Below are 23315 nucleotides of genomic sequence, written 5' to 3' on the forward strand. Positions count from 1 at the left end.
CCCCGATGCGCACGACCTCGACGCGCGCCCTCGCGGGGAAGGCGCTGATCGCCCTCGCCGGCCTGTCCGTCCTGTCGATGCCGCTGTCCGCCGCGGAGCTCAAGCTCCGCGTGCTGGAGACCAGCGACATCCACATGAACCTGCTGGACTACGACTACTACCAGGACCGCAGCGCCCAGGAGTTCGGCCTGGCCCGGACGATCACGCTGATCCACCGCGCCCGCGCCGAGGCGCCCAACAGCCTGCTCTTCGACAACGGCGACCTGCTGCAGGGCAATCCGCTGGGCGACGTCGTCGCGCGCGTGAAGCCGCTGAAGGCCGGGGATGTCCATCCCGCCTACAAGATCCTGAACCTGCTGGACGTGGACGCCGCCAACCTCGGCAACCACGAGTTCAACTACGGCCTGCCCTTCCTGCGCCAGGCCATCTCCGGCGCCAACTTCCCGTACCTCAACGCCAACGTGATGGAGGCCGACGGCCGTCGTCATGCGTTCACGCCCAGCGTGATGCTCGAGCGCACCATGCGCGACGAGGCCGGCAAGGACCACGCGCTGAAGATCGGCGTCGTCGGCGTGACGCCGCCGCAGATCCTGGAGTGGGATCGTCAGAACCTCGCCGGCAAGGTGAAGGTGCGCGACATGGTCGACGCCGCCGCCGAGCAGGTCGCGGACCTGCGCAAGCGCGGCGCCGATCTGATCGTCGTCATCGCCCACACCGGCATCGACAAGACCGAGCTGCCCAAGCTCTCCGAGAACATGGCCGCCCAGCTCGCCCGCGTGAAGGGCGTGGACGCGCTGCTGCTGGGCCACGCGCACACCGAGTTCCCGGGGTCAGGCTTTGCCGGGTATCCGGGCGTGGACCTCGCGAAGGGCCGTCTCTACGGCACGCCCGCCGTCATGCCGGGCCGCTGGGGCGATCACCTGGGCATCGTGGACCTGACCTTGAAGCAGACCGGCAAGACCTGGCACGTGGCGGACAGCCAGTCCAGCCTGCGGCCCATCTTCGACCGGACCGCGCGCAAGCCGCTCGCCGACGCCGACCCGATGCCCGCCGCCGTCATCGCCACGGAGCATCAGGCCACGCTGGACTACGTCCGCAGCCAGGTCGCGGTGGCGGACCAGCCGATCCAGAGCTACTTCTCGCAGGTGCTCGACGGCACCGCGGTGCGGCTGGTCGCGCAGGCGCAGTTGGCCTACGCGCTGAAGGCGGTCCAGGGCACGGCGCTGGAGAAGCTGCCGATGCTGAGCGCCGCCGCACCGTTCAAGTCCGGCGGCCGCCAGGGCTGGACGCAGTACACCGACATCCCCGCCGGACCGGTCGCGATCAAGCACGTCGCCGACCTCTACGTCTATCCGAACACGATCAAGGTGGTGAAGCTGAGCGGCGCCCAGGTGCGCGACTGGCTGGAGATGTCCGCCGGCCAGTTCCGCCGCATCGATCCGCAAGGGCCGGCGCGGCAGGACGTCGTGGACACGAGCTACCCGAGCTTCAACTTCGACATGATGCTGGGCCAGGACGGCGCGCTGCGTTATGAGCTCGACCTGACGCAGCCCGCGCGCTTCGACAAGGACGGCAAGCGGGTCGGCGACGGGCAGCGCGTGGTGAACCTGAGCTGGCGCGGCCAGCCGCTGGATGAGCGCGCGGACTTCCTCGTCGTCACGAACAACTACCGCGCCTACGGCGGCGGCCACTTTCCGGCGCTGGCGGCGGACAAGGTGGTCGTCGACGCGCCGGACGAGACGCGCGAGGCCCTGGCCCACTTCCTGGCGGCGCAGCCGTCGCTGAGCGCGGCGGTCGCGGCCTCGTCCTGGCGCATCCGGCCCGTGCCGGGTGTCGCGATGCAGTTCGTGTCCGGCAACGGCGCCACGGCGCACCTGAAGGACACGCCGCAGGTGACCCGGATCAAGGACAACGGCGACGGATCGTCGCTGTTCGAGCTGAAGCCCTGACCGGCGGCCCTGACCGGGCAGAAGCGCCGGCTCTCGCCGAGCGCTCCGGAAGGGACGCCAGAAACGACAACGGCCGCTAGAAGCGGCCGTTTGTCATTGGGGCGGGATGTCCGTGTCGGAGCGATCAGACGTGGATGTCGAGTAGCGCGCCCTCGGCCCGGATCTGCGTCTGCAGCACCCGCAGGTTGCCGACGAAGGCGTAGGTCGCGGACTTCTGTTCGACCATGTCGGCCGTCAGGTCGGCGCCCGGCTCCGGCAGCTTCTCGACCTTGGTCGTGACGCCGTTGCCGTCCTCGGCCGTCTGGGCCTCGATGCGCTCGCGGCGGTAGCCCGGCGTGGCCGCGTTGGCGACGTTGTTCGCCGAGGCGCGCAGGCGCTCGTTGGCGGCGGACATGCCGGACAAGGCGGTCGACAGGCTGACGTTGGACATGGCATTTTTCCCAGGTTCCCGGCCTCAAGCGACCAGGTATCCCGCCGTCTTCGGCACTTCCCAGCCGATCTTTAGGGCGATCTTCAGAAAAGAAATGGATTTCTCCCTCTTTTGTCCGGACCGCATCCGTCCGGGTTTCCCCTGAAAACGACGCCCGACGCCCCATCCCGGGGCGATTTCGCCACCAAACGCCCGGCCAACTACCTCCAAAGGGGAGTTCACCCACCCCGTAAGTGACGACCGCAGCGGCTGGCCACGGAGCCTTCAGATAATGCGAAATATTCTTATCTGCGAATTCTTCTCAACGCCATGTCGTCTGTCGTCGCCCTCCGCCCTGCCCTCGCGCCCCTGGCGCTCGCCCTGAGCGCTGCCCTCCATGGCGGCGCGTTCGCCCAGTCGGCGCCCCAGGCCACGGAAGCGGCGGCTTCCGCGGCGGCCTCCTCAGCCTCGGCGACCCAACTGCAGAAGGTCGTGGTCGAAGCCAGCGCGGACGCCTCGCGCGGCGGCCTGATCAAGTCCTATGCCGGGGGTCAGGTCGCGCGCGGTGGCCGGGTCGGCCTGCTCGGCAACCAGGACATCATGAACACCCCGTTCAGCACGACGGCCTACACCAACGAGCTGATCCAGAACACGCAGGCGCACAGCGTCGGCGACGTGCTGCTGAACGATCCCGGTGTGCGCATCGCCCGCGGCTTCGGCAACTTCCAGGAGAGCTACTTCATCCGCGGCTTCATCCTGAACTCCGACAGCGTCGCCTACAACGGCCTGTACGGCCTGCTGCCGCGCCAGTACATCTCGGCCGAGCTCTTCGAGCGCGTGGAGGTGCTGCGCGGCGCGTCGGCCTTCCTCAACGGCGCGACGCCCAACAGCGACGCCATCGGCGGCTCGATCAACCTGCTGCCCAAGCGCGCGCCCAGCCAGCCGCTCACGCAGATGACGGTGGGCACCGCCAGCGGCGGGCAGACCATCCTGGCGGTGGACGTGGCACGTCGTTTCGGCCCGGACAACGCCACCGGCGTGCGCGTCAACCTGGCCTCGCGCGCCGGCGACACCAGCGTCGACAAGGAAAGCGTCAACCTCGGCATGGCCTCGGTCGGCCTGGACTGGCGCGCCCGCGACGTGCGCCTGTCCGCCGACATCGGCTACCAGGACCACAAGCTCAAGCGCACCCGCACCAACGTCACGCTGGGCGCTGCCGTCTCCGCGGTGCCGAAGGCGCCGGACAGCGAGTCCAACTGGGCGCAGCCCTGGACCTATTCCAACGAGCGCGACCTGTTCGGCACGCTGCGCGGCGAGGTCGATCTGGACCGATGGCTGGGCACCGGCTGGACCGCGTGGTTCGCCGCCGGCGCGCGCAGCAGCGACGAGGCCAACTCGCTGGCCAACCTGACGCTCACCAACGGCACCACCGGGGCCGGCACGACGTCCCGCTTCGACAACACCCGCGAGGACCGCGTCCGCACCGGCGAGGTCGGCGTGCGGGGCCTGCTGACCACGGGGCCGGTGAAGCACGAGCTGGTGGCCTCCGTGAACGCCTTCCGGTTGGACAAGCGCGCCGCCTTCGGCGTCTCCACCACGGCCACGCAGGTGCGGCTGATCCCGACCAACCTGTACGACGGCGGCGCGGCACCGCTGCCGACGCTGCTCTCCGTCAGCAACAAGCTGGACGACCCCGCGACGACCGGCATGACGCGCCTGCGCAGCGCGGCGCTCGCGGACACGCTGGCGATGTTCGACGACACCCTGCGCCTGACCCTGGGGCTGCGCTACCAGTCCATGGACATCCGCAGCTACGCGTACAACACCGGCGTGCCCGCGGCGCCCTACGACCTCAGCCGCACGAGCCCGATGGCGGGCGTCGTGTTCAAGCTCGGCAAGTCGTTCTCGGCCTACGCCAACTACATCGAAGGTCTGACACAAGGCGACACGGCGGGCGTGTCGGCCGGCCCATCGCTGCAAGGCACGATGCTGCCGCCGTACCAGTCGAAGCAGAAGGAAATCGGCCTGAAGTTCGACGGCGGCCGCCTCGGCGGCGGCATCGCGTTCTTCTCGACGGCCAAGCCGCGGTCGGTCGTGGTCACAAATGTGAGTTTCACCGCCGAAGGCGAGGATCGCCACCAGGGCATCGAGCTGAGCGCCTTCGGCGAGCCGATGCCCGGTCTGAAGCTGCTGGGCGGACTGACCTGGCTGGATGCCGAGCAGAAGAGCACCGGCGCCGCGACGACCGACGGCAAGCGCGTGATCGGCGTGCCGCGCACGATGCTGAACCTGGGCACCGAATGGAACGTCCCCGGCGTGCAAGGCCTGTCGCTGGATGCGCGGGTGATCGCCACCAGCAGCATGTACGCCAATGCGGCCAACACCTTGAGCGTGCCGGGATGGGGTCGCGTGGATCTCGGCGCGCGGTATGCGCTGGATGTCCGCGGCCACCTGGTGACGCTGCGGGCCCGTGTCGACAACGTGGCGGACCGCAGCTACTGGGCGTCCTCGGGCGGCTTCCCGGGCAGCGGCTACCTTGTGCTGGGCACGCCGCGCACGGTCAGCGTGAACGCGTCGTTCGAGTACTGAGCCAGGCCGGTCTCGCGCACGCCACGGACCGCGTCTGGTGTTCTCCCTCTCCCGCAAGCGGGAGAGGGAGCAAGAAGGAGCCTCACGCCCCCGCCAGTTCCTCGTAGCTCCCGCTCGAGATGAACACGCGGACCGAGTCCCCGCCGGCGGCCTTGGCCTCGGCGCAGGCCAGTTGCCCCGCGCCCAGCACCGCATCCACGGTATCGAGCGAGTTCTGCAGCTGCACCACCCCCAGGCTCGCCTTGACGCGCGTCCGGTGCAGGCCCCAGCGCAGGCGGTAGCCGGCGATGGAGGAGCGGATCTTCTCCGCCACGATCTGGGCGTAATGCTGGTCGCAGTCCGGCAGCAGCACGACGAAGTGGTCGTCCTCCAGCCGTGCGACGGTGTCGGACGCCCGCACCTTGGTGATCAGCATCTGTCCGAGCCCGTACAGGAAATGGTCGGCGACCTCCGCCCCCATGCCTTGCAGGATCTCGCTGAACTTGTCGATGTCGACGAACAGCACCGACACCGGTTCATGCCGGCGGCTGCCGACGTGCTCGGCCAGGCGGCGTTCCATCTCGCGGCGGTTGGAGAGTTCGGTGACCTCGTCGTGCTTGGCGGACCAGGTCGGCTGCAGCCGCTGCTGGCGGGCGGCGGTGACGTCCTCGAGGATCCACATCGACTCGCCCGCCGGCTGCTCCCAGTGCACCGGCGTCGCCTGCAGACGGCCCCAGAAGCGCGAGCCGTCGCGGCGGACGAATTCGACCTCCTCGTCCAGCGGCCGCCCGGCGCCGAAGGCGCTGCCCATGCGCGCCTGCAGCGCCTGATGCGCCGCGTCCGAGACGACCGACGCCCGCAGGTCGGTGCTGGTCAGGTCGGTCTCGTCGCCGTGGCCGAACAGGTGGTTGAAGTGCTCGCTGACCACCTCGAAGCGGCCGGCGGCCACGAAGGCCACGGCCAGCGGCGCCCGCACCAGCATCGCCCGCATGCGGGCGGCGATCGGGTCGGCGGCGTCGTGTTGGGATTGCATGTCGTCTCCTGGCGTATGCCGAAGGTGTACCCGTTTTGGCCGGTCCTGGAAAGCCCGTGGACAACCCGGTTCCAGGGAGTCCGGGCGGGCCGTACAGAAGATCAGGGAGGTGGCGGGGCGATCTGTTCGGCCCAGTCGTAGAGCGCGGAGAGGATCTCGCCAGCGCGCTCGTCTTCCGATTCTTCGGCCGTCTGGGCCAGCGTGTCGATGCGTTCGAAGAAGGCTTCCAGCGTCTGCGCACCGCCCTCGCCCAGGTGCAGCCGGGTCGCCCGGTGCTGCTCCCAGCGCGCCTGCTCGTCCGCCGTCAGGCTGTCCGGGAAGTTGCGCGCGCGGTAGCGGAACAGGATCTCCTCCAGCCGGGCGTCCTCGAAGGCGACCTTGCCCTGCGCGACGCGGTCGGCCAGCGCCTCGGGTGCGAGGCCGCGCAGGCGCTCCAGCGAGCGGCGGTCGTCGTTGGAGACGAAGCCGCCGTACAGGTCCTCGTCGACGTCGACGCCGCCCTCGCCCGCCGGGCGCTGGAACACCTGCGACCACAGCCGCGAGAGCTCCCCGCCGCGCGCCGCCAGCGTCTGCGCGTGCGCCTGCCCCTGCGCGAGGTCCAGGCCCCAGCGGGCCGCCATCTCGGGCGACAGGATCTTCATCGACGAGATCACGATCGGCGACTTGTTGACGTGGATGGTCTTGATCGGCAGCCGCGTCACGCCCTCGGGCAGCAGTTCCTGTTTCGTGTACATCCGCAGCCGGATCGTCTCGGCGTCCAGCGCCAGCAGCTCGGCCGGATCGCTGCCCAGGTCCCAGACGATCAGCTCGTTCTTGTTGGTCGGATGCGGCGCCAGCGGCCAGACCAGCGCGATACAGCCGCGCTCCGTGCCGTACATGCCCGACACGTGGAGGAAAGGCCGGTTCGTGCCGATCTCCGCCCAGACCGCGTCCTTGCGGCGCAGCTTCAGGCAGAAGTCCCACAGCCGCGGCTGCTTGTCCTTGATCAGCCGGGCCAGCGCGATCGTGGCGCGCACGTCCGACAGCGCATCGTGTGCCGCCTCGTGCGCCAGGCCGTTGGCGGCGGTCAGGTGCTCCAGCTTGAAGGACGGCCGGCCGTCCTCGTGCTTCGGCCATTCGATGCCTTCCGGACGCAGCGCGTAGGCGCAGCGCACGACGTCCAGCAGGTCCCAGCGGCCGCAGTCGTTCTGCCATTCACGGCCGTAGGGATCGATCAGGTTGCGCCAGAACAGGAAGCGCGTCACCTCGTCGTCGAAGCGGATCGTGTTGTAGCCCAGCCCGACGGTGCCGGGTCGTGACAGCTCGGCGTGGATGTCGGCGGCGAAGCGGTGTTCGGCCACGCCCTGCTCGGCGCAGGTCTGCGGGAGGATCCCGGTCAGCAGGCAGGACTCGGGATCGGGCAGCGAATCGGTCGGCGGCTGGCAGTACACCATCAGCGGATCGCCGATCTCGTTCAGGTCCGCATCGGTGCGGATGCCGGCGAACTGCGCCGGCCGGTCGCGGCGCGGCACGCGTCCGAAGGTCTCGTAGTCGTGCCAGTAGAAAGTCATCTCGTGCATGGGGCGGGACGATACCTCAGCGGGGCGGCGGCGCCGGGGAGACGGGCGGGCATCGGGCCAGGATCACCGCCCTCCGGGAGGCCTGGCGTCCGCTTCGCGGATACTGCGGCGCGATTGCCCCCTGACACCCAACCCGGCCACACCGCCCCCCAGATCCCGATGCCGCTCAGCCACCTGCTCCTGTGCCTGTCGATCGCCGCGACCCTGTTGCCGGTGCGAGCCCCCTGGCCCTGGCTGTCCCTGCTGATCATGGCGGTGACCGCCGGGCTGGTGAACGGCCAGCTCACCATCGCCGCGATGGTGCCGGTGGCCGCGCTGGGGGCCCTGGCCTGGATGGCGATCGAGGCCCGCCACCGCCCGCGCCGCGAGGCGGCCCTGATGCTGCTGATGCTGGTGATCGGCTTCGCGCTGGCGCTGCACCTGCTGCCGGGGTTCCTGAACCCGAGCTACCTGGCCACGACCTCCGACGCCCGGCCGCCGTCGCTCAAGTACCTGAACTTCGACAAGGGCGTCGCCGGCATGCTGATGCTGGCGGTGCTGGCCTCGCAGCAGCGCCGACGGTGGGAAAGGGCGGAAGCGACGCCGTCGTCGCCCTCGGCGCCCTCGGCGCCTTTCACGCCCCCGACGGGCCTGCCCCGCTTCGCGCTCTGGGCGGTCGTCGCCGCGACGCTCGCCCTGCCCTGGCTGCTGGCGGTGATCGCCGGCATCGGCCAGCCGACGCTGCGCTGGCCGGACAACGCCAGCCTGTATCTGGCGGCCAACCTCTTCCTGACCTGCGTCGCCGAGGAAGCCGCCTTCCGCGGCGTCATCCAGGGCCTGCTGGCGCGCCGGCTGGGCTCCGACCTGCGCACCCTGAACGGCTGGCTGCCGGTGCTGCTGGCCACCGTGCTGTTCAGCCTGGCCCATGCGCCGGGCGGCACGCTCTACGTGGCGCTGGCCATGCTGGCCGGCCTGGGGTACGGACTGGCCTACACGCTGTCGCGCCGCATCGAGGTGGCCATCGTGCTGCACTTCGGGCTCAACGCGCTGGTCTTCCTGACCTTGAACCTCGGGCACGGTTGATGCCCTGGGGGCACACACCGCCGATGCCCACCCCGTGGGTCAGCCGTGTGTCTTCTGTGTACGGATTGTTGCCGTACGCAGCCGAGCCGGGACAGCCCCGGATGTCTGACGATAATCCGCCGACTTGAACTCGTGCGCCCCGCATGCAGCAGATCGCCCAATTCGCCCGCAACGTCGCTCATACCCTGGCCGGGTTCTTCCTGGCGCTCTGGCGCCGTACCGCGCCGCTCCGGGACTCGCTGCGTGAACTGCCCACGTGGAAGCGCATCGCCGTGTGGGCCGGCGCCGGCGTGCTGGCCGTGGTGCTGCTCATCGGCGGCGTGGCCGCCGTGATCTGGCCGGGCCTGCCCGACCTGGACCGGCTGACCGACTACAACCCCAAGCAGCCGCTGCGCGTCTACTCGGAGGATGGGCAACTGCTCGCCGAATACGGCACCGAGCGCCGCAGCTACCTGCCGCTGGAGAAGATCCCCAAGCAGATGCAGCAGGCGCTGCTGGCGGTCGAGGACACCAACTTCTACGACCACCAGGGCGTCTACGTGCCCGGGATGATGCGGGCGTTCTGGGTCAACCTGTTCTCGTCGTCGCGCAGCCAGGGCGCCTCGACGATCACGCAGCAGCTCGCCCGCGACCTCTACCTGACGAAGAAGAAGCTCTACACCCGCAAGATCGTCGAGATCCTGCTGGCCTTCAAGATCGAGAGCCAGCTGTCCAAGGACAAGATCCTGGAGGTCTACATGAACCAGATCTATCTGGGTCAGCGGGCCTACGGCTTTGAGGCGGCGTCGCAGGCCTACTTCGGCAAGTCGCTGAAGGACCTCACGACGGCGGAGACGGCCATGCTTGCCGGCCTGCCGCAGAGTCCGTACCGCGCCAATCCGATCACCAACCTGAAGCTGGCGCAGCGTCGCCAGGCGACGGTGCTGATGCGCATGGTCGACGTCGGCATGATCACGCCGGAGCAGGCCAAGCAGGCCCGCGAGGAGCCGGTGAAGCTGCGCACCGCGCAGGAGCAGCGCCTGCCCTACGGCCAGTACGCGACCGAGATGGTGCGCCAGGTGGTGCACGCCCAGTACGGCGAGGACGCCTACAACCGCGGCCTGCGCGTGACCACGACCTTGCGCATGGACGACCAGATCGCCGCGTACAAGGCGCTGCGCCGCACGCTGATGGACTACGAGCGCCGCAAGGCCTGGCGCGGTCCGGAGGGCGACGTCGACCTGCCCGAGGGCATGGACGGCCAGGAGCAGGACGCCGCGATCTCGCAGGTGTTCAACGAGCATCCGGACAACGACGACCTGCGCACGGCGGTCGTCACCCAGGTCGCGAACAACAAGGTCCAGGCGAGCCTGTCCGACGGCGACGACATCGAGATCCAGGGCGAAGGCCTGCGCTCGGTGCAGTCGGCGCTGTCGCCCAAGGCCAAGGCCGACCTGCGCATCCAGCGCGGCTCCATCATCCGCGTGCTGCGCGGCGCGCCGACCAAGGCCTTCCCCAAGGGCGCGTGGGTGGTGACGCAGTCGCCGGAGGCCGAAGGCGCGCTGGTGTCGGTCGAGCCCGACACCGGCAGGATCCTGGCGCTGGTCGGCGGCTTCGACTTCAACCGCAACCAGTTCAACCACGCGACGCAGGCGTGGCGGCAGCCGGGTTCGAGCTTCAAGCCCTTCATCTATTCGGGCGCGATGGAACTCGGCGCCGGTCCGGCGACGCTGGTCGACGATGCGCCCATCTCGGTCGGCGACTGGAATCCGCGCAACTCCGACGGCAACTTCGACGGACCGATGACGCTGCGCCAGGCGCTGGCCAAGTCCAAGAACATGGTCACGATCCGGGTGCTGGAGCAGCTCACGCCGGCGCGCGGGCGCGCCTGGGCCGCCAAGTTCGGCGTCGACCTCGAGAAGCAGCCGGAGAACCTGACGCTGGCGCTGGGCTCGGGCTCGGTGACGCCGCTGCAGATGGCGAGCGCGTATTCGGTCTTCGCCAACGGCGGCTACCTGCTCAAGCCGCTGCTGGTGACCAAGATCGTGGACGCGCAGAACCAGGTGCTGTTCCAGGCGGAGCCGGAGAAGCTCACCGACGACCGCCGCGCGATCAGCGAGCGCAACGCCTTCATCACCGGCTCGCTGCTGCGCGAGGTGGCGATCCGCGGCACGGCCTACAAGGCGAGCGCCTCGCTCAAGCGCTACGACCTCTACGGCAAGACCGGCACGACGAACGACGCGGTGGACGCGTGGTTCGCGGGCTTCCAGCGGCGCGTGGCGACGGTGGTGTGGATCGGCTACGACCAGCCGCGCAGCCTGGGCGCGGGCGAGTCCGGCGGCGGCATCGCGCTGCCGGCGTGGATCGAGTACATGCAGGTTGCGCTCAAGGACATCAAGCCCTCCGAGATCGAGCCGCCTAAGGACGGCGGGCTGGTTCAGGAGGAAGGTCCGTTCGGTCCGGACTGGGTCTTCAGCGAGTACGCTGGGGACGCGGGCCTGAAGACGATCGGGCCGATGCCGCCGCCGTTGCCGCCTGCGGAGCCGGCGTCGGGCGCGGCCTCGGGGCCCGCGACGGGCGCCTCGGGCACGCCGCCGTCCTGGTGGATGGGCGGCGAACGCAGCGGCGGACAGTGAGGAGATCCTTCCCATGACGAAAACGCTGGTGATCGTTGCGGCGCTGCTCACGGCGGCCGGTTCCGCCCGTGCGGCGGATGAAGCCATCGAGCCGGATCAACCCGGTATCGTGGAATCGAGCAGCACCGTCGGCAAGGGTCGCGCGATGCTGGAGACCGGTCTCGGCTACCAGCGCGACAAGAGCGACGGCGTGCGCAGCCGGCTGTGGTCGACGCCGACGCTGCTGCGTTTCGGCTTCGCCGAGGACTGGGAGTTCCGTGTCGAGACCGACGGCTACCAGCGCCTGCGCGCCTCCGACGCCAGCGGGACGACCAAGGTCAGCGGCTGGGCCGACACCGCGCTCGGTGTGAAGTGGCACGTGCAGGACGGCGACGCCGAGCGCAGCAAGCCGGGTCTCGCGTGGCTGCTGAACGTCGACATGGACAGCGGCTCATCGGCCTTCCGGGGTCAGGGCTTGCGTCCCTCGCTGCGCTTGACGGCGGAATGGGACCTGCCGCGCGACTGGTCGGCCGGCCTGATCGGCGGGCTGTACCGCGACAGCCGCGACGACGGCAAGCACTTCGTCGGCGGCATCCTCGGCGCCTCGCTGGGCTGGCCGATCGCGGAGGCATGGAAGGGCTACGTTGAAGTCGCGGGTGACCAGCTCGCGTCCAACCGCAACGGCGGGCGGAGCATCTCGGCGGGCACCGGCGTCACCTGGCTGGTCGACCGCAAGCTCCAATTGGACGCCTCGATCAACCGCGGCCTCACGAGGCAGACGGCGGACTGGGTGCTGGGCCTGGGCGTCTCGATCGGATTCTGAGATCGGATTCAGCCATGCGATTCCTCCTTCGACTCCTTGCCCTCTCCGCGGCGCTGTCCGCCCTGCCCTCGGCCTGGGCCGATCCCGCGAGCGGCACCTTCACCGCCTCGCGCGCCTGCGAGGCCTTCCAGTCCTTCAGGAAAAGCACCAACCCCGACGGCGCGAAGCTGTCGCCAGGAACCGGCTACACGATCCTGGAATCGCACGACGCCGGCTGGACGCGGGTGCAGGTGCCCGACGCCCGACCGCCGGAACGCTGGGTGCCGAACGACTGCGGCGCGGCGGCGGGCGGCGCCGCTCCGGCGCCCTCGAACCCGACCCGCGCCCGCGGGCCGTCGGTCGACATCGCCGCGGCGAACACCGCGAACACCAGTCAAGGCATGTGCAAGACCCCGGACCAGTACGACAGCTTCGTGCTGGCGATGTCGTGGCAACCCGGCTTCTGCGAATGGACGGCGGGTGGCCGGCGCGGCAAGCCCGAGTGCGAGGCGATGGAGGACGGCAAGCTCAAGGTGACCAACCTGACCTTGCACGGCCTGTGGCCCAACCGGCAGCAATGCGGGATCAGCTACGGCGACTGCGGCAACGCGCCGATGAACCTCTCCAAGGAGACGGTGTCGTACATCGGGCCGTGGATGCCGAACTTCCTCTACGAAAAGGGCTTCGGCGAGCACGAGTGGCGCAAGCACGGCACCTGCCAGACGACGCTGAACCCGGATGCCTACTTCCGCCGCGCGGTGGACCTGGTGAAGCAGTTCAACGATTCGGGCGTGGGCAAGTACATCCGCCAGAACATCGGCGGGGCGATCTCGCGCAACACCTTCTACGAGAAGCTGAAGGCCGAGACCGGCAGCGACGCGTACCGCGACAGCGTGAAGCTGATGTGCTCCGGGCAGTACCTCACCGAGATCCAGGTGAAGCTGCCGCGGGACTATCAGGCCGGCGGGACGCTGAAGCAGCTGCTCGGCGATCAGCCCAGCGGCAGCGGCGGCGGGACCTGCCGCAGGGATGAGATCAGGATCGAGGCGAGCGGGCGGTGAGCGCTGCGATTCATTCACCTGAACTGCTTGAACGTTGCGTGCGCAGGCGTCCATTGCGGTGACTGAACTGCTCTTGCTCTTGTTGTCGCTGGTGACCGACACGATCGGATACTTCACGGCCTGGCTTCTGCTGCCCGTGTTGACGCTCGGACGCTTGAGGGTGGAACCCCTCATGGGCGGCGCCTTCCCCGTGCGCGGCCGAGGCCGGATCAAGAAACAGCCTGACGGCCATTGGCTGGTCGAGGCGCAACTGGCGCCGGCACTCGGCCTGCTGCTGTGGGGATGCATCGGCGTCGCCGTCTGCCTCGTCAAGATCTGATCGGCATGCCCACGATCCTCACTCACGCCGTCATTCCCATGGCCGCTCGTCTGGGGCTCGGCAAGCCGCTCGTCTCCAATCGCCTGCTGATGGCCGGAATGGCCGCCGCGGTGATCCCCGACCTCGACGTCATCGCGTTCCGCATCGGCATTCCGTATGCGGATGCCTTCGGGCATCGCGGGGCGTCGCATTCGCTGGTGTTCGCACTGCTGATGGGGCTGTTCGCGCTCCTCTCGGCGCGGGCGCTGCAGGCGCCGCGATGGTGGGCCTTCGCCTTCGTCGCCCTGTCAGGGCTCTCCCACGGCCTGCTGGACATGCTCACCGACGGCGGCCATGGCGTCGCGCTGTGGTGGCCGTTCTCGGAAGAACGCGTCTTCTTTGCCGCGCAGGTGATCGAGGTATCGCCGCTCAGCCTGAGACGCGTGCTCAGCGGACGCGGGTGGGAGGTGCTGCAATCCGAGCTGGTGTGGGTGTGGCTGCCGGCGATGATCGCGGCCATCGGCATCGCGCTCGCTCTGGCCACGTGGCGCCGCACCGCCGCATGATCGTCGAAGCGTTGTTCGAATTCATCGTCCAGCCGATCGTCGAGATCGTGATCCAGCTTTCCGGCTTCTGCACCGCCTGGCTGCTGCTGCCGGTGTTCACGCTGGGACGCGTGAGGGTCGAGCCCAGCACCAAAGGCTTCTTCGTCAAACCCGGCCGGGGCCGGATCGTGAAGCAGCGGGGCGGCTACTACCTGATGGAAGCGGAGCTGGCATCGTTGTACGGGCTGCTCATCTGGGCGGTCATCGGATTCGTGTTCCTGCTGGTGAGGCAGTGAGCGGAAGGACGTCGCCGTCAGCCGTTGCGGGGGCCATCCGGCAAACGCGCCTGTCCGATCAATGCCTCACTTCTTCAGGCAGCTCGCGAACGGAGGCGCTTCACCCGGCTGCTTCGCGCAGATGCGGACCGGCGACATCGCGTTGAGGCGCTGCTGCAGCAACGCCCGGTCCGGATGGGGCGCCGTGCTCGTCGGATCGCCGCGCTCGGACCACTGGATCGTGTACATGTTCTTGTCGCCCTTGTAGACGGCCAGGATGGTGAACTCGCTGGTCGGCGACTTGTCGTTGGTCAAGGTGTGCGTGCCGCAGCCGACGATCAGGATGTACCCGTCGTGCCCGGTCTCGATGCGGCCTTCGAGCATGCGGGCGCCCATGAAACTCGTCGGGCAGGCCTGCTTGAATCCCATGGCGACGTTCATTGCATAACCGGCGGCGGTCGCGTTCGGCACGAGGGCCGCGTCCTTGACCGCCGTCAGCAGGAATCGCTGCGTCCACCGGCCGTCGATGGGATCGCTGGCGAGCACCATCGAGCGCATGTACACCGGGCCGTCGGTCTTTTCGGTCTGCGCCTTGAAGCCCGGCGGAAGCTGTTGGACGAAGATCTCGTCGAAGATGGGCGTGGACGCCGTCATCGACGGGAAACTGCCGGGCTCCGGTGCGGCGGCGAAAGCGGTGGTCGCCAGCATGGCGAGCGAGACGATGGCGGAGGGCGCGAAGCGGCGGTGGATCGAATTCATCGCGAAATTGAAGCATGCGTGCGCTGAGGTCCCGGCCCGTGCGGCGCCTCGTGGGTGATCAAGTTCTCGGATCGTCAGGCGCCATCCCCCGAATGAGGTCCGCGCGGACCGCGGACGGAAATCGAAGCGCATCGATCGTCCCTCTGACCGGATCGGCACCAAACCTGATCGCCGCCGCACTTCCGACGTGAGACTCGCCCGCTAGGATCGATTCATCCCTTCACGAGGAGTCGATTTGAAGCTGAGCACGATCCACGCCCCCGACGGGTCCGCGCTGGCCCGCGAGCTGCACCTCCGTCCCGGTGTCGGCGTCGCGGCCCACGTGCTGCAAGGCCGCGGCCTGCGGATCCTGCGGATGCGCGTCGACCTGCCCGCGCTCATCCTCGTCGATCGCGGCATCAAGACCGTCAAGCCGGCCCGCGGGACCAGCGTGCGCGCGCAGCCGCGGCAGGCGCTCGTGTTGAGCGGCAATCAGACCGTCGACTTCACGAACCTCGTCAACGAAGGCGCGCAGTACGAAGCGCGCTGGCTGCTCTTCGACACGGAGTTGCTGGAGGACGCGCACTACGCAGCCCGCATCGCTCAGCTCGATCGAACGGGTTCGCAAGTCCCTCCGGTGCGTCAGTTGTCCAAGGTCAGCCCGGGCTTGGCCGATGCCTTCGAACGCGCCAGGCAAGCACTGGCACCTGACCCCGCGTTGCCTGATGCCGTCGCCCGCCAGCGCGTGCTGGAGGTGATGCACTGGTTGCTGGAGGACGGCCTCGCGCTGCGATGCGCGCCCGTCGACGCCAGCGTCTCAATCAGCGTGCGCGCATTGATCGCCGGCCGGCTGGATCAGGACTGGGCCGCCGCCCGCGTGGCCGACGCGCTGGCCATGTCCGAAGCCACGCTGCGGCGCCGTCTCGCCGCTGAAGGCGCCTCGATGACGGCGCTGATCGTCGACGCCCGCATGGCCACCGCGCTGACCCTGCTCCAGGCGACCACGCAGCCCGTGTCCGAGATCGCCCGCGCCGTGGGCTACGACTCACCGTCCCGCTTCGCCGTGCGCTTCCGCGAGCGCTTCGGCTTCGCGCCGACCTCCGTCCGCGGCCACGAACGCGCAGACTGATTCAACAACTTCGACGACCTCATCGGAACGACATGATCACCCTCCACCACCTCGGCCACTCCCAGTCGGAACGCATTCTGTGGCTCTGCGAAGAGCTCGGCATTCCCTACGAGCTCAGGCGCTACACGCGCGATGCGGTAACGCGCTTGTCGCCGCCGGATCTGAAGGCGATGCATCCGCTAGGCGCTGCGCCGCTGATCGAGGACGGCGATCTGCTGCTGGCCGAATCGGCGGCGATCGTCGATTACCTGATCGCCAGGCACGGCGGCGGGCGCCTGAGACCCGGCCCCGATCACCCGGACTTCGCGCCGTTCCTGTACTGGTTCCACTTCGCCAACGGCAATCTGCAGCCGGTGATGCTGCGTCGGATGACGCTGGGGCGCGCGTTGCCGGCCGACCATCCAGTCCTGGCGGCGACGCAGGAGCGGCTCGACAAGGTGCTGGCGCTCGTTGAAGAGCGACTCGGTCGGGCGCCCTACTTCGCGGGGGCCGAGTTCACCGCGGCGGACATCATGAGCGTCTTCTCGCTCACGACGATGCGGCTGTTCCAGCCGATCGACCTGGCGGCGTATCCGAACATCCGCGCATACCTGCAGCGCATCGGTGAACGGCCGGCCTATCGACGGGCCATGGCGAAGGGCGACCCGGATCTGACGCCGCTGCTCGCCTGAACTCCCGCGCGCTGAACAACTCAATCGGCACCGGACGGCCCGGTGAGAGGTCCTAGACTCCGCACCTCGTCCACCGGACACAAGACCAACAATCCCATCGGTCAGGAGGACCGCCCATGCCCGCTCGCACGCCTGCTTCGCGCGTTGCATCCACACAGAACATTCCGCATCGCTGGGTCGCGGCCACCTTGCTGCTCGCCGCGACATTGGTGCGACCCGTTGGCGCGCAGGAACTGCCGACGGCCCCCGATCGGCTGACGATACGTTCCGAGGTGGCTGTCGACGGCAGCCAGCAATGGCGCATCGGCCCCTTGCTGCTCAGGCTGCCCGACGGCTGGTCGAATACATCGACGCCGGTTTTCGCCAGGCTGCAAGGGCCGTCCCGCAGCTTCTCCACCTTCATGTCAAACAAGGTGACAGCTCGCGCAAGACACGCGGGCTATTCGCTGCTCAACGATCCGCGCGGTGGTCCGTCGCAATTCGCGACGATCGCAAACTGGGACGATTGCGAAGGGAACGTCGAACGCGTCGCCAAGCCGTTGATCAAGCCCAGCGGCGACAAGATCGTCGTCTACGTCTCCTGCACCGTCCAACTCAGGCCCGGTGTCCCCGGCACCCTCCAGCAAGTCGGCATCTACACGCCCACGCGCCTCATGCTGCTGCATGCAGGCGGGCCCGAGAAGGACATGAAGGACTGGCTCGCGGCTGTCGTGGCCCACCGGTGGCAGGAAACCGATTGAAGATGACGACCGGCCCGCTGCGATCCCGCCGCGCGTGTCTCAGCGCTTCTTGACGATCACGCTCCCCACCGAGTACCCCGCCCCGAACGAGCAGATCACCCCCAGGTCGCCCTGCTTGAGGTTGGCGCGGTGCTCGTGGAACGCGATCACCGAACCGGCCGAGGCCGTGTTCGCATACGTGTCCAGGATCAGCGGCGCGATCTCGGCGCCAGCTTCGCCGCCGACCAGCTTCTTGATCACCAGCTGGTTCATGCCCAGGTTGGCCTGGTGCAGCCAGTAGCGGCTGACGTCATTCGGCTGGATGTGCAGCGCGGCGAGGTGGTGCTCGATGTGCGCCGCGGCGATGGGCACCACTTCCTTGAAGACCTTGCGGCCCTCCTGGCGGAAGGTCTTGTCCCGGGCGTCGGGATCGCTGTCCTCGGCCTTGTTCATGAAGCCGAAGTTGTTGCGGATGTTGTTGGAGAACTGCGTCGCCAGCTTGGTGCCCAGGATCTCCCACTGCTCAGGCGCGGTCGCCAGGTCGGCGCGCTCGACGACGATGGCCGTGCACACGTCGCCGAAGATGAAATGGCAGTCGCGGTCCTTCCATTCCAGATGGGCGGACGTGATCTCCGGATTCACGATCAGCACGCACTTCGACGCGCCCGAGCGCACCGCGTTGTACGCCTGCTCCAGCGCGAAGGTGGCCGACGAACACGCCACGTTCATGTCGAAGCCGTAGCCGCCCGCGCCCAGTCCCTGCTGGATCTCCACCGCCATCGCCGGGTAGGCGCGCTGCATGTTCGCCGCGGAGCAGAACACCGCGTCCACGTCCTCGGGCTTCTTGCCCGCCGCGGCCAGCGCCTTGCGCGCCGCGTCGACGGCGATCTCCGCCATCAGCGAGAGCTGGTCGTCCGCCCGTTCCTCGAAGCGCGGGTACATGCGCGTCGGATCCAGCACGCCTTCCTTTTCGATCACGTAGCGCTGCTTGATCCCCGAGGCCTTCTCGATGAACTCCACGTTCGAGTGCACCAGCGCCTCGCGCGTGCCGGCGGCGATGGCCTCGGCGTGCTCGGCGTTCTGCAGGTCCACGTAGCGGTTGAACGAATCCACCAGCTCGGCGTTGGTGATGACGTGCGGGGGCTGGTAGAGACCGGTGCCGCTGATGACGACGGAATGCATGTGGCTTGTCTTCTGATGTCGCCCGTTGCAGGGCCAAGGGGGCGAAGTTTAGCGAACTGCGCCCAAAAGCCCCCGGACGATGCATGCTGCACCGCAGCGAGGCGACGGCTCCCGCCAGCACGCGTAGAATGGGTCACCGGGCCCAAATTTTGGGACCCGGTTTTTTTTGGCCGGGTCCCAAGTCAAGCGCTCGCAGCCCAGGGCGTGCACTGCATCAACGCAGCCCGACTTTGCGACTTTGGACCATGGAAATCTTTGACTACGACAACATCCTGCTGCTGCCGCGCAAGTGCCGCGTGAACAGCCGCAGCGAGTGCGACACCTCCGTCGAGTTCGGCCCCCGCCGCTTCAAGCTGCCGGCGGTGCCCGCGAACATGAAGACGGTCGTCGACGAGTCCATCACCGAATGGCTGGCCGCCAACGGCTACTTCTACGTGATGCACCGTTTCGACCTGGACGCCGTCGCCTTCGCGCGCACGATGCGCGACAAGGGCCTGCTGGTCTCGATCAGCGCCGGCGTCAAGGAGGCGGACTACGCCATCATCGACCGCCTCGCCGCTGAAGGCCTGGGCGCCGACTACATCACCATCGACATCGCCCACGGCCACGCCGACGCCGTGCAGCGCATGATCGCCCACATCAAGCACAAGCTGCCCGACACCTTCGTCATCGCCGGCAACGTCGGCACGCCCGAGGGCGTCATCGATCTCGAGAACTGGGGCGCCGACGCGACCAAGGTCGGCATCGGTCCGGGCAAGGTCTGCATCACGCGGCTGAAGACCGGTTTCGGCACCGGCGGCTGGCAGCTCTCGGCGTTGAAGTGGTGCGCCCGTGTCGCGACCAAACCCATCATTGCCGACGGCGGCATCCGCCATCACGGCGACATCGCCAAGAGCGTGCGCTTCGGTGCTTCGATGGTGATGATCGGCTCGCTCTTCGCGGGCCATGAGGAATCGCCGGGCCACACCGTCGAGGTCGACGGCAAGCGCTACAAGGAGTACTACGGCTCCGCGTCCGACTTCAACAAGGGCGAGTACAAGCACGTCGAGGGCAAGCGCATCCTAGAGCCCGTGAAGGGCCACCTGGCCGACACGCTGCGCGAGATGGAGGAGGACCTCCAGAGCTCGATCTCCTACGCCGGCGGCCGCGCCCTGGGCGATCTGCGCAAGGTGAACTACGTGGTCCTCGGCGGCGAGAACGCGGGCGAACACCTGTTCATGTAAGGCAGCCCGGTATCATCCGGCCCGTTGGTGCTCGCGCCCGGCTCCCTGCCGGCGCAGTTCAACGGGAATCAGGAGGGGTTGCACCACGCGGTCGTGGCCCCAACCTGAGCTGCCCCCGCAACGGTAAGCGGAAGGCGCGCCTCTCGAGGTGCGCGGCTCGTGTCTGAAACCACTGGACGGTCCGTCCGGGAAGGCAACACGGGTTCATTCTTCCGACAGCCCGGATACCGGCCAACAGGCGGATCGTCGCCGTGCTTCCAGGAGCACGGCGCGTCCATTCCGCATGCGGCCGCGGGGAAGCGGCCGTCTGCCGCTGCTCATCCGAATCCGACATGCAAGCCTCTTCTCCCCGCGCCACGCTGCGCGCCGTCGCCCGTGCTTCGGCGACCGCGCTGGTCGCCCTGCCCGCCCTGTCCGTCGTTCCGTCGACCGCCTTCGCGCAGTCCTCCCTCGATCCCGTCATCGTCATCGGCACCCGTGAGCCGCAGGCCCTGAGCAAGAGCGTCGCCGACGTCGTCCTGATCGACGCCGACACCATCCGCGACAGCGGCGCCGGCAGCGTCGAGGACCTGCTGCGCCGCTACGCCGGCCTGCAGATCACGCGCAACGGCGGCCCCGGCCAGAGCGGCGGCTACCTCCTGCGCGGCGCCAACACCACCGGCACGGTGGTGATGATCGACGGCGTGCGCGTCGGCTCCGCGACGCTGGGCCAAGCGGCCTTCGAATCGATGAGCCTGTCCAACATCGATCGCATCGAAGTCCTGCGCGGGCCGACCTCCGGCCTGTACGGCGCAGACGCCGTCGGCGGCGTCATCCAGATCACCACGAAGAAGGGCCAGGGCCCGCTGAACCTCACGACCAACGTCGCAGTGGGCGAGTACGCCTCGCGCCTGGGCAGCGTGGGCGTGAGCGGCGCGCAGGCCGGCTTCGACTACGCGGCGAACCTGAGCCGCGAGACCAGCGACGGCACCTCGTCCATCCGTCCGAACGACATCAACGGCTACTACAACCCCGATCGCGACGGCTTCCGCCGCACGACGGGTTCCGCGCGACTGGGCTTCACGCCGGCGGAAGGCCATCGCATCGGCGTCACCGCCACGCAGAGCAAGCTCAACGCGCAGTACGACAGCGCCAACTTCGGCGGTCCGCCGGACTTCCTGAGCGATCCGACGCCCGACTTCCGCAACCGCCTGACGACCCGCGTCGTCAGCGCCGATTACCGCGGCACGCTCTCGCCGATCTGGACCACGACGGTGCAGATCAGCCACGGCCTGGACGACTCGCGCAGCGGCGCGCCCGATCCCGCGCGCTTCACGACCAAGCGCGACCAGGCGACGTGGCAGAACGCCTTGCGCCTGGCGCCGGACCAGCAGGTAGTGCTGGCCTACGAGCACCTCACCGAGACGGCCGACGGCGTCACGACCAACACGCTCAAGCGCAAGAACGACGCGTACATCGCGGGTTACTCGGGCCAGTTCGGCCCGGCCTCGCTGGAGGCCAGCCTGCGTCATGACGACAGCAACGCCTACGGCACGTCCACGACGGGCAGCATCGGCGCGAGCTACGCGCTGACCTCGACCTTGAAGGTCCGCGCCGTGGCCGGCAAGACCTTCCGCGCGCCGACCTTCAACGAGACCGACTACCCGTTCTACGGCACGGCGGTGAAGCCCGAGGACGGCCGCAGCGTGGAGCTGGGCGTGAACTGGCGCTCCGGCGCGAGCAGCGCCTCGGCGACGGTCTACCGCAACAAGGTCGACAACCTGATCGGCTACAACCCCGATCCGGACGGCACGCAATGCCCGCCGGGATACTTCGGCTGCTCGTACAACGTGGCGAAGGCCAAGCTGCAGGGCGCGACGCTGAGCGGCGCGCATCGCTTCGGCAACCTGAGCCTGAGCGCGACGGTGGACTTCCTCGACGCGAAGGACGAGCAGTCCGGTGCTCGCCTGCCGCGTCGTGCGGCGCATCAGGAGAGCGTCTCCGCCGACTACGACACGGGGGTGTGGAGCGTCGGCACGTCGCTGACGGAAGTCGGCGCGCGACCGGATGTCGGCGCGCAGCTCGGTGCGTACACGGTGGTGGACGTGCGCGCGACCTGGCGCTTCCTGCCGCAGTGGCGCCTGGAAGCCAAGGTGCTCAACGCCGCCGACCGCGACGTGCAGCCGGTCTACACGTACCAGGGTCTGGGCCGTCAGGCCTGGATCGGCGTGCGCTACGACATGAAGGGCTTCTGACCTTCGACTCCCGGGCGGCCATCGCGGCCGCCCTTGCCACGTCCCGGCGATTCGGAGCGATCTCCGACGATCTCAGCCGGGACGGATGGCGGTGCACTCCACCTCGACACGCGCGCCCAGCGCGAGTCCGTTGCAGCCGAACGCGCTGCGCGCCGGCAGCGGCCGGTCGCCGAAGAAGGCGCGGTAGACCTCGTTGAAGACGCCCCATTCCGCCATGTCCGCGAGCATCACGGTGCAGCGCATGAGGTGCTCGACGCCGAGTCCCTGCGCATTGAGCGCGGTCTCGATGTTGCGCAGCGTCTGAAGAGCCTCCGCGCGGAGGCCGCCTTCAACCAGCTCCAGCGTGCCGGGCTTGTTGCCCAACTGACCCGAGAGGAACACGAACGGCCCGAAGGCCGTGCCCTCAGGGAACGGCACGCTGGCGGGGAGGACGAGGCCGCTGTTGAAGCGGTCGATGGCGTCAGGTTTCTCGGTCATCTCACTCCTGCCTTTCCCAACACAATGAATCGTCGAGCGCGCCCGTCTGAAGAAAAGTCTGGGCGGCTTGCAGGGCTTGGGGCTGGGTGACGACTTGCCGAGCTGGGAAATCTCCTTCTTGCCCACCCGCATTGAGCAGGACAACGCCCGAATCATCTGTCGCCGCTTGATTGACAAGATTCCAGAATTGCTCGTCGGCGTTCGACGCAAAGACGACATATTGCCCTGCCCCACCACCGATGGTCAGGTCAATGCCGTCCTGGCCGTACAGGCAGATGAGCGTTCTGCTCCGCGCATCGAGTTCGCATAAGGCGACGCCCAGATCGTCCGCGGTCGGCATCAAGGTCTCTTCCTCGGTGCAGAGCACACCACCCCGCCTGTCAGCGACCATGCGGTTGACGTAGAAGTTCAGATCCATTCCTTCAGTCGACGTCGCGCGGATATCTGCTGAACCTTGCCACCCATCCGTCGGGGCCGAACAGTTCTCCGTGAAGCATCCCGCTATGTTCTGCGGCGTTCGTGCCGTTCACCAGGACCTCCACACCGACATCTCGATCGTGGGCACTCTGAAAAGCGAGCAGCACGTCGTGGAGAGCAACGTCGAGCGCGTCCAGCACGAGCTCTCTCAAGAGTGATTTCAGTTCGGGGGATAAAGACGCGACTCGCTGTTGCAGTGCTTGCAGGTCCTTCCCGCGAAGCGCACCGGCGAGCAGCATCTCGTGCTGCTCAATGGCACGGTCCCGGAGACTCCGCACCAGCAGCTCGCCGAACTTGTCCAACGTTGTAT

General features: G+C 68.4%; 22 protein-coding genes and 1 riboswitch. Of the genes, 14 read left to right on the forward strand and 8 right to left on the reverse strand.

From position 1 onward, the window contains the following. The first annotated feature begins 5 nt into the window (after positions 1-5). Positions 6-1949: a bifunctional 2',3'-cyclic-nucleotide 2'-phosphodiesterase/3'-nucleotidase gene (locus ABE85_RS11265; protein ID WP_197507299.1), complete on the forward strand. Its 1944-nt coding sequence runs from the start codon at positions 6-8 to the stop codon at positions 1947-1949. A gap of 124 nt (positions 1950-2073) precedes the next feature. Here ABE85_RS11265 and ABE85_RS11270 read toward each other — a convergent pair whose 3' ends face one another. After that, positions 2074-2379 (reverse strand): flagellar basal body protein, encoded by a 306-nt coding sequence (locus ABE85_RS11270; RefSeq protein WP_067274069.1) that lies wholly within the window; start codon positions 2377-2379, stop codon positions 2074-2076. 309 nt (positions 2380-2688) lie between these two features. Here ABE85_RS11270 and ABE85_RS11275 point away from each other — a divergent pair, with 309 nt between their 5' ends. After that, positions 2689-4947 (forward strand): TonB-dependent siderophore receptor, encoded by a 2259-nt coding sequence (locus ABE85_RS11275; RefSeq protein WP_067274073.1) that lies wholly within the window; start codon positions 2689-2691, stop codon positions 4945-4947. An 82-nt stretch (positions 4948-5029) separates the two neighbouring features. Here the strand turns inward: ABE85_RS11275 and ABE85_RS11280 are convergent, their stop codons facing one another. Both ABE85_RS11280 and sbcB read right to left on the reverse strand, forming a co-directional pair. After that, positions 5030-5959 carry a sensor domain-containing diguanylate cyclase gene (locus tag ABE85_RS11280; protein ID WP_067274076.1) on the reverse strand — a complete coding sequence of 310 codons (930 nt, stop codon included), beginning with the start codon at positions 5957-5959 and terminating at the stop codon, positions 5030-5032. Between the two features lie 101 nt (positions 5960-6060). Beyond that, on the reverse strand, positions 6061-7518 hold the full coding sequence (gene sbcB, locus ABE85_RS11285) for an exodeoxyribonuclease I (protein ID WP_067274080.1): 1458 nt from the start codon (positions 7516-7518) through the stop codon (positions 6061-6063). Between the two features lie 114 nt (positions 7519-7632). Here sbcB and ABE85_RS11290 point away from each other — a divergent pair, with 114 nt between their 5' ends. From ABE85_RS11290 to ABE85_RS11320, 7 genes are all read left to right on the forward strand, one after another. Further along, entirely contained in the window at positions 7633-8580 is a 948-nt protein-coding gene (locus ABE85_RS11290; RefSeq protein WP_157522219.1) for a CPBP family intramembrane glutamic endopeptidase, read from the forward strand. 143 nt (positions 8581-8723) lie between these two features. Then, the gene (locus ABE85_RS11295; RefSeq protein WP_067274086.1) at positions 8724-11195 is read left to right on the forward strand and encodes a penicillin-binding protein 1A; all 2472 of its coding nucleotides are present in this window, start codon (positions 8724-8726) and stop codon (positions 11193-11195) included. A 13-nt stretch (positions 11196-11208) separates the two neighbouring features. Continuing rightward, entirely contained in the window at positions 11209-11997 is a 789-nt protein-coding gene (locus ABE85_RS11300; protein ID WP_067274090.1) for a transporter, read from the forward strand. Positions 11998-12011: 14 nt separating this feature from the next. Next, the gene (locus ABE85_RS11305; RefSeq protein ID WP_067274094.1) at positions 12012-13037 is read left to right on the forward strand and encodes a ribonuclease T2 family protein; all 1026 of its coding nucleotides are present in this window, start codon (positions 12012-12014) and stop codon (positions 13035-13037) included. A 58-nt stretch (positions 13038-13095) separates the two neighbouring features. After that, positions 13096-13356 carry a hypothetical protein gene (locus ABE85_RS11310; RefSeq protein ID WP_157522222.1) on the forward strand — a complete coding sequence of 87 codons (261 nt, stop codon included), beginning with the start codon at positions 13096-13098 and terminating at the stop codon, positions 13354-13356. Positions 13357-13361: 5 nt separating this feature from the next. Beyond that, positions 13362-13901 carry a metal-dependent hydrolase gene (locus tag ABE85_RS11315; RefSeq protein ID WP_067274099.1) on the forward strand — a complete coding sequence of 180 codons (540 nt, stop codon included), beginning with the start codon at positions 13362-13364 and terminating at the stop codon, positions 13899-13901. Beyond that, complete coding sequence (locus tag ABE85_RS11320) at positions 13898-14176, forward strand: hypothetical protein (protein ID WP_157522225.1); 279 nt, start codon at positions 13898-13900, stop codon at positions 14174-14176. Before ABE85_RS11315 ends, ABE85_RS11320 begins: the two co-directional genes overlap by 4 nt. Before the next feature lie 66 nt (positions 14177-14242). Here the strand turns inward: ABE85_RS11320 and ABE85_RS11325 are convergent, their stop codons facing one another. Next, a complete protein-coding gene (locus tag ABE85_RS11325; protein ID WP_067274105.1) occupies positions 14243-14914 on the reverse strand; it encodes a hypothetical protein in 672 nt (223 codons plus the stop codon). A 235-nt stretch (positions 14915-15149) separates the two neighbouring features. Between ABE85_RS11325 and ABE85_RS11330 the strand changes: the two genes are divergently transcribed. The 3 genes from ABE85_RS11330 to ABE85_RS11340 all read left to right on the forward strand — a co-directional run bounded on the left by ABE85_RS11330 (position 15150) and on the right by ABE85_RS11340 (position 17433). Beyond that, complete coding sequence (locus ABE85_RS11330) at positions 15150-16022, forward strand: helix-turn-helix transcriptional regulator (protein WP_082938539.1); 873 nt, start codon at positions 15150-15152, stop codon at positions 16020-16022. A gap of 32 nt (positions 16023-16054) precedes the next feature. Beyond that, on the forward strand, positions 16055-16693 hold the full coding sequence (locus tag ABE85_RS11335) for a glutathione S-transferase family protein (RefSeq protein WP_067274108.1): 639 nt from the start codon (positions 16055-16057) through the stop codon (positions 16691-16693). A gap of 116 nt (positions 16694-16809) precedes the next feature. Next, on the forward strand, positions 16810-17433 hold the full coding sequence (locus tag ABE85_RS11340; protein ID WP_067274111.1) for a hypothetical protein: 624 nt from the start codon (positions 16810-16812) through the stop codon (positions 17431-17433). A gap of 39 nt (positions 17434-17472) precedes the next feature. On the opposite strand, the gene ABE85_RS11345 is transcribed toward ABE85_RS11340, so the two are convergent. After that, positions 17473-18594: a beta-ketoacyl-ACP synthase III gene (locus ABE85_RS11345; protein WP_067274114.1), complete on the reverse strand. Its 1122-nt coding sequence runs from the start codon at positions 18592-18594 to the stop codon at positions 17473-17475. A gap of 245 nt (positions 18595-18839) precedes the next feature. On the opposite strand from ABE85_RS11345, the gene ABE85_RS11350 reads away from it, so the two are divergent. Both ABE85_RS11350 and ABE85_RS27945 read left to right on the forward strand, forming a co-directional pair. Further along, positions 18840-19817, forward strand: a complete 978-nt coding sequence (locus ABE85_RS11350; protein WP_067274116.1) for a GMP reductase — start codon at positions 18840-18842, stop codon at positions 19815-19817. Between the two features lie 8 nt (positions 19818-19825). Beyond that, a riboswitch (cobalamin riboswitch) is annotated at positions 19826-20068 on the forward strand. Between the two features lie 81 nt (positions 20069-20149). Then, entirely contained in the window at positions 20150-22051 is a 1902-nt protein-coding gene (locus ABE85_RS27945) for a TonB-dependent receptor domain-containing protein (RefSeq protein ID WP_067274126.1), read from the forward strand. A gap of 72 nt (positions 22052-22123) precedes the next feature. On the opposite strand, the gene ABE85_RS11360 is transcribed toward ABE85_RS27945, so the two are convergent. From ABE85_RS11360 to ABE85_RS11370, 3 genes are read right to left on the reverse strand one after another with little or no spacing between them, the layout of a single operon-like run. After that, positions 22124-22528: a RidA family protein gene (locus tag ABE85_RS11360; protein ID WP_067274130.1), complete on the reverse strand. Its 405-nt coding sequence runs from the start codon at positions 22526-22528 to the stop codon at positions 22124-22126. A gap of 1 nt (position 22529) precedes the next feature. After that, a complete protein-coding gene (locus ABE85_RS11365; protein ID WP_067274133.1) occupies positions 22530-22946 on the reverse strand; it encodes an Imm1 family immunity protein in 417 nt (138 codons plus the stop codon). A 4-nt stretch (positions 22947-22950) separates the two neighbouring features. Beyond that, positions 22951-23307, reverse strand: a complete 357-nt coding sequence (locus ABE85_RS11370; protein ID WP_157522228.1) for a hypothetical protein — start codon at positions 23305-23307, stop codon at positions 22951-22953. Between the last annotated feature and the right edge of the window lie 8 nt (positions 23308-23315).

The sequence above is a fragment of the Mitsuaria sp. 7 genome (assembly GCF_001653795.1).
Taxonomy (GTDB): domain Bacteria; phylum Pseudomonadota; class Gammaproteobacteria; order Burkholderiales; family Burkholderiaceae_C; genus Roseateles.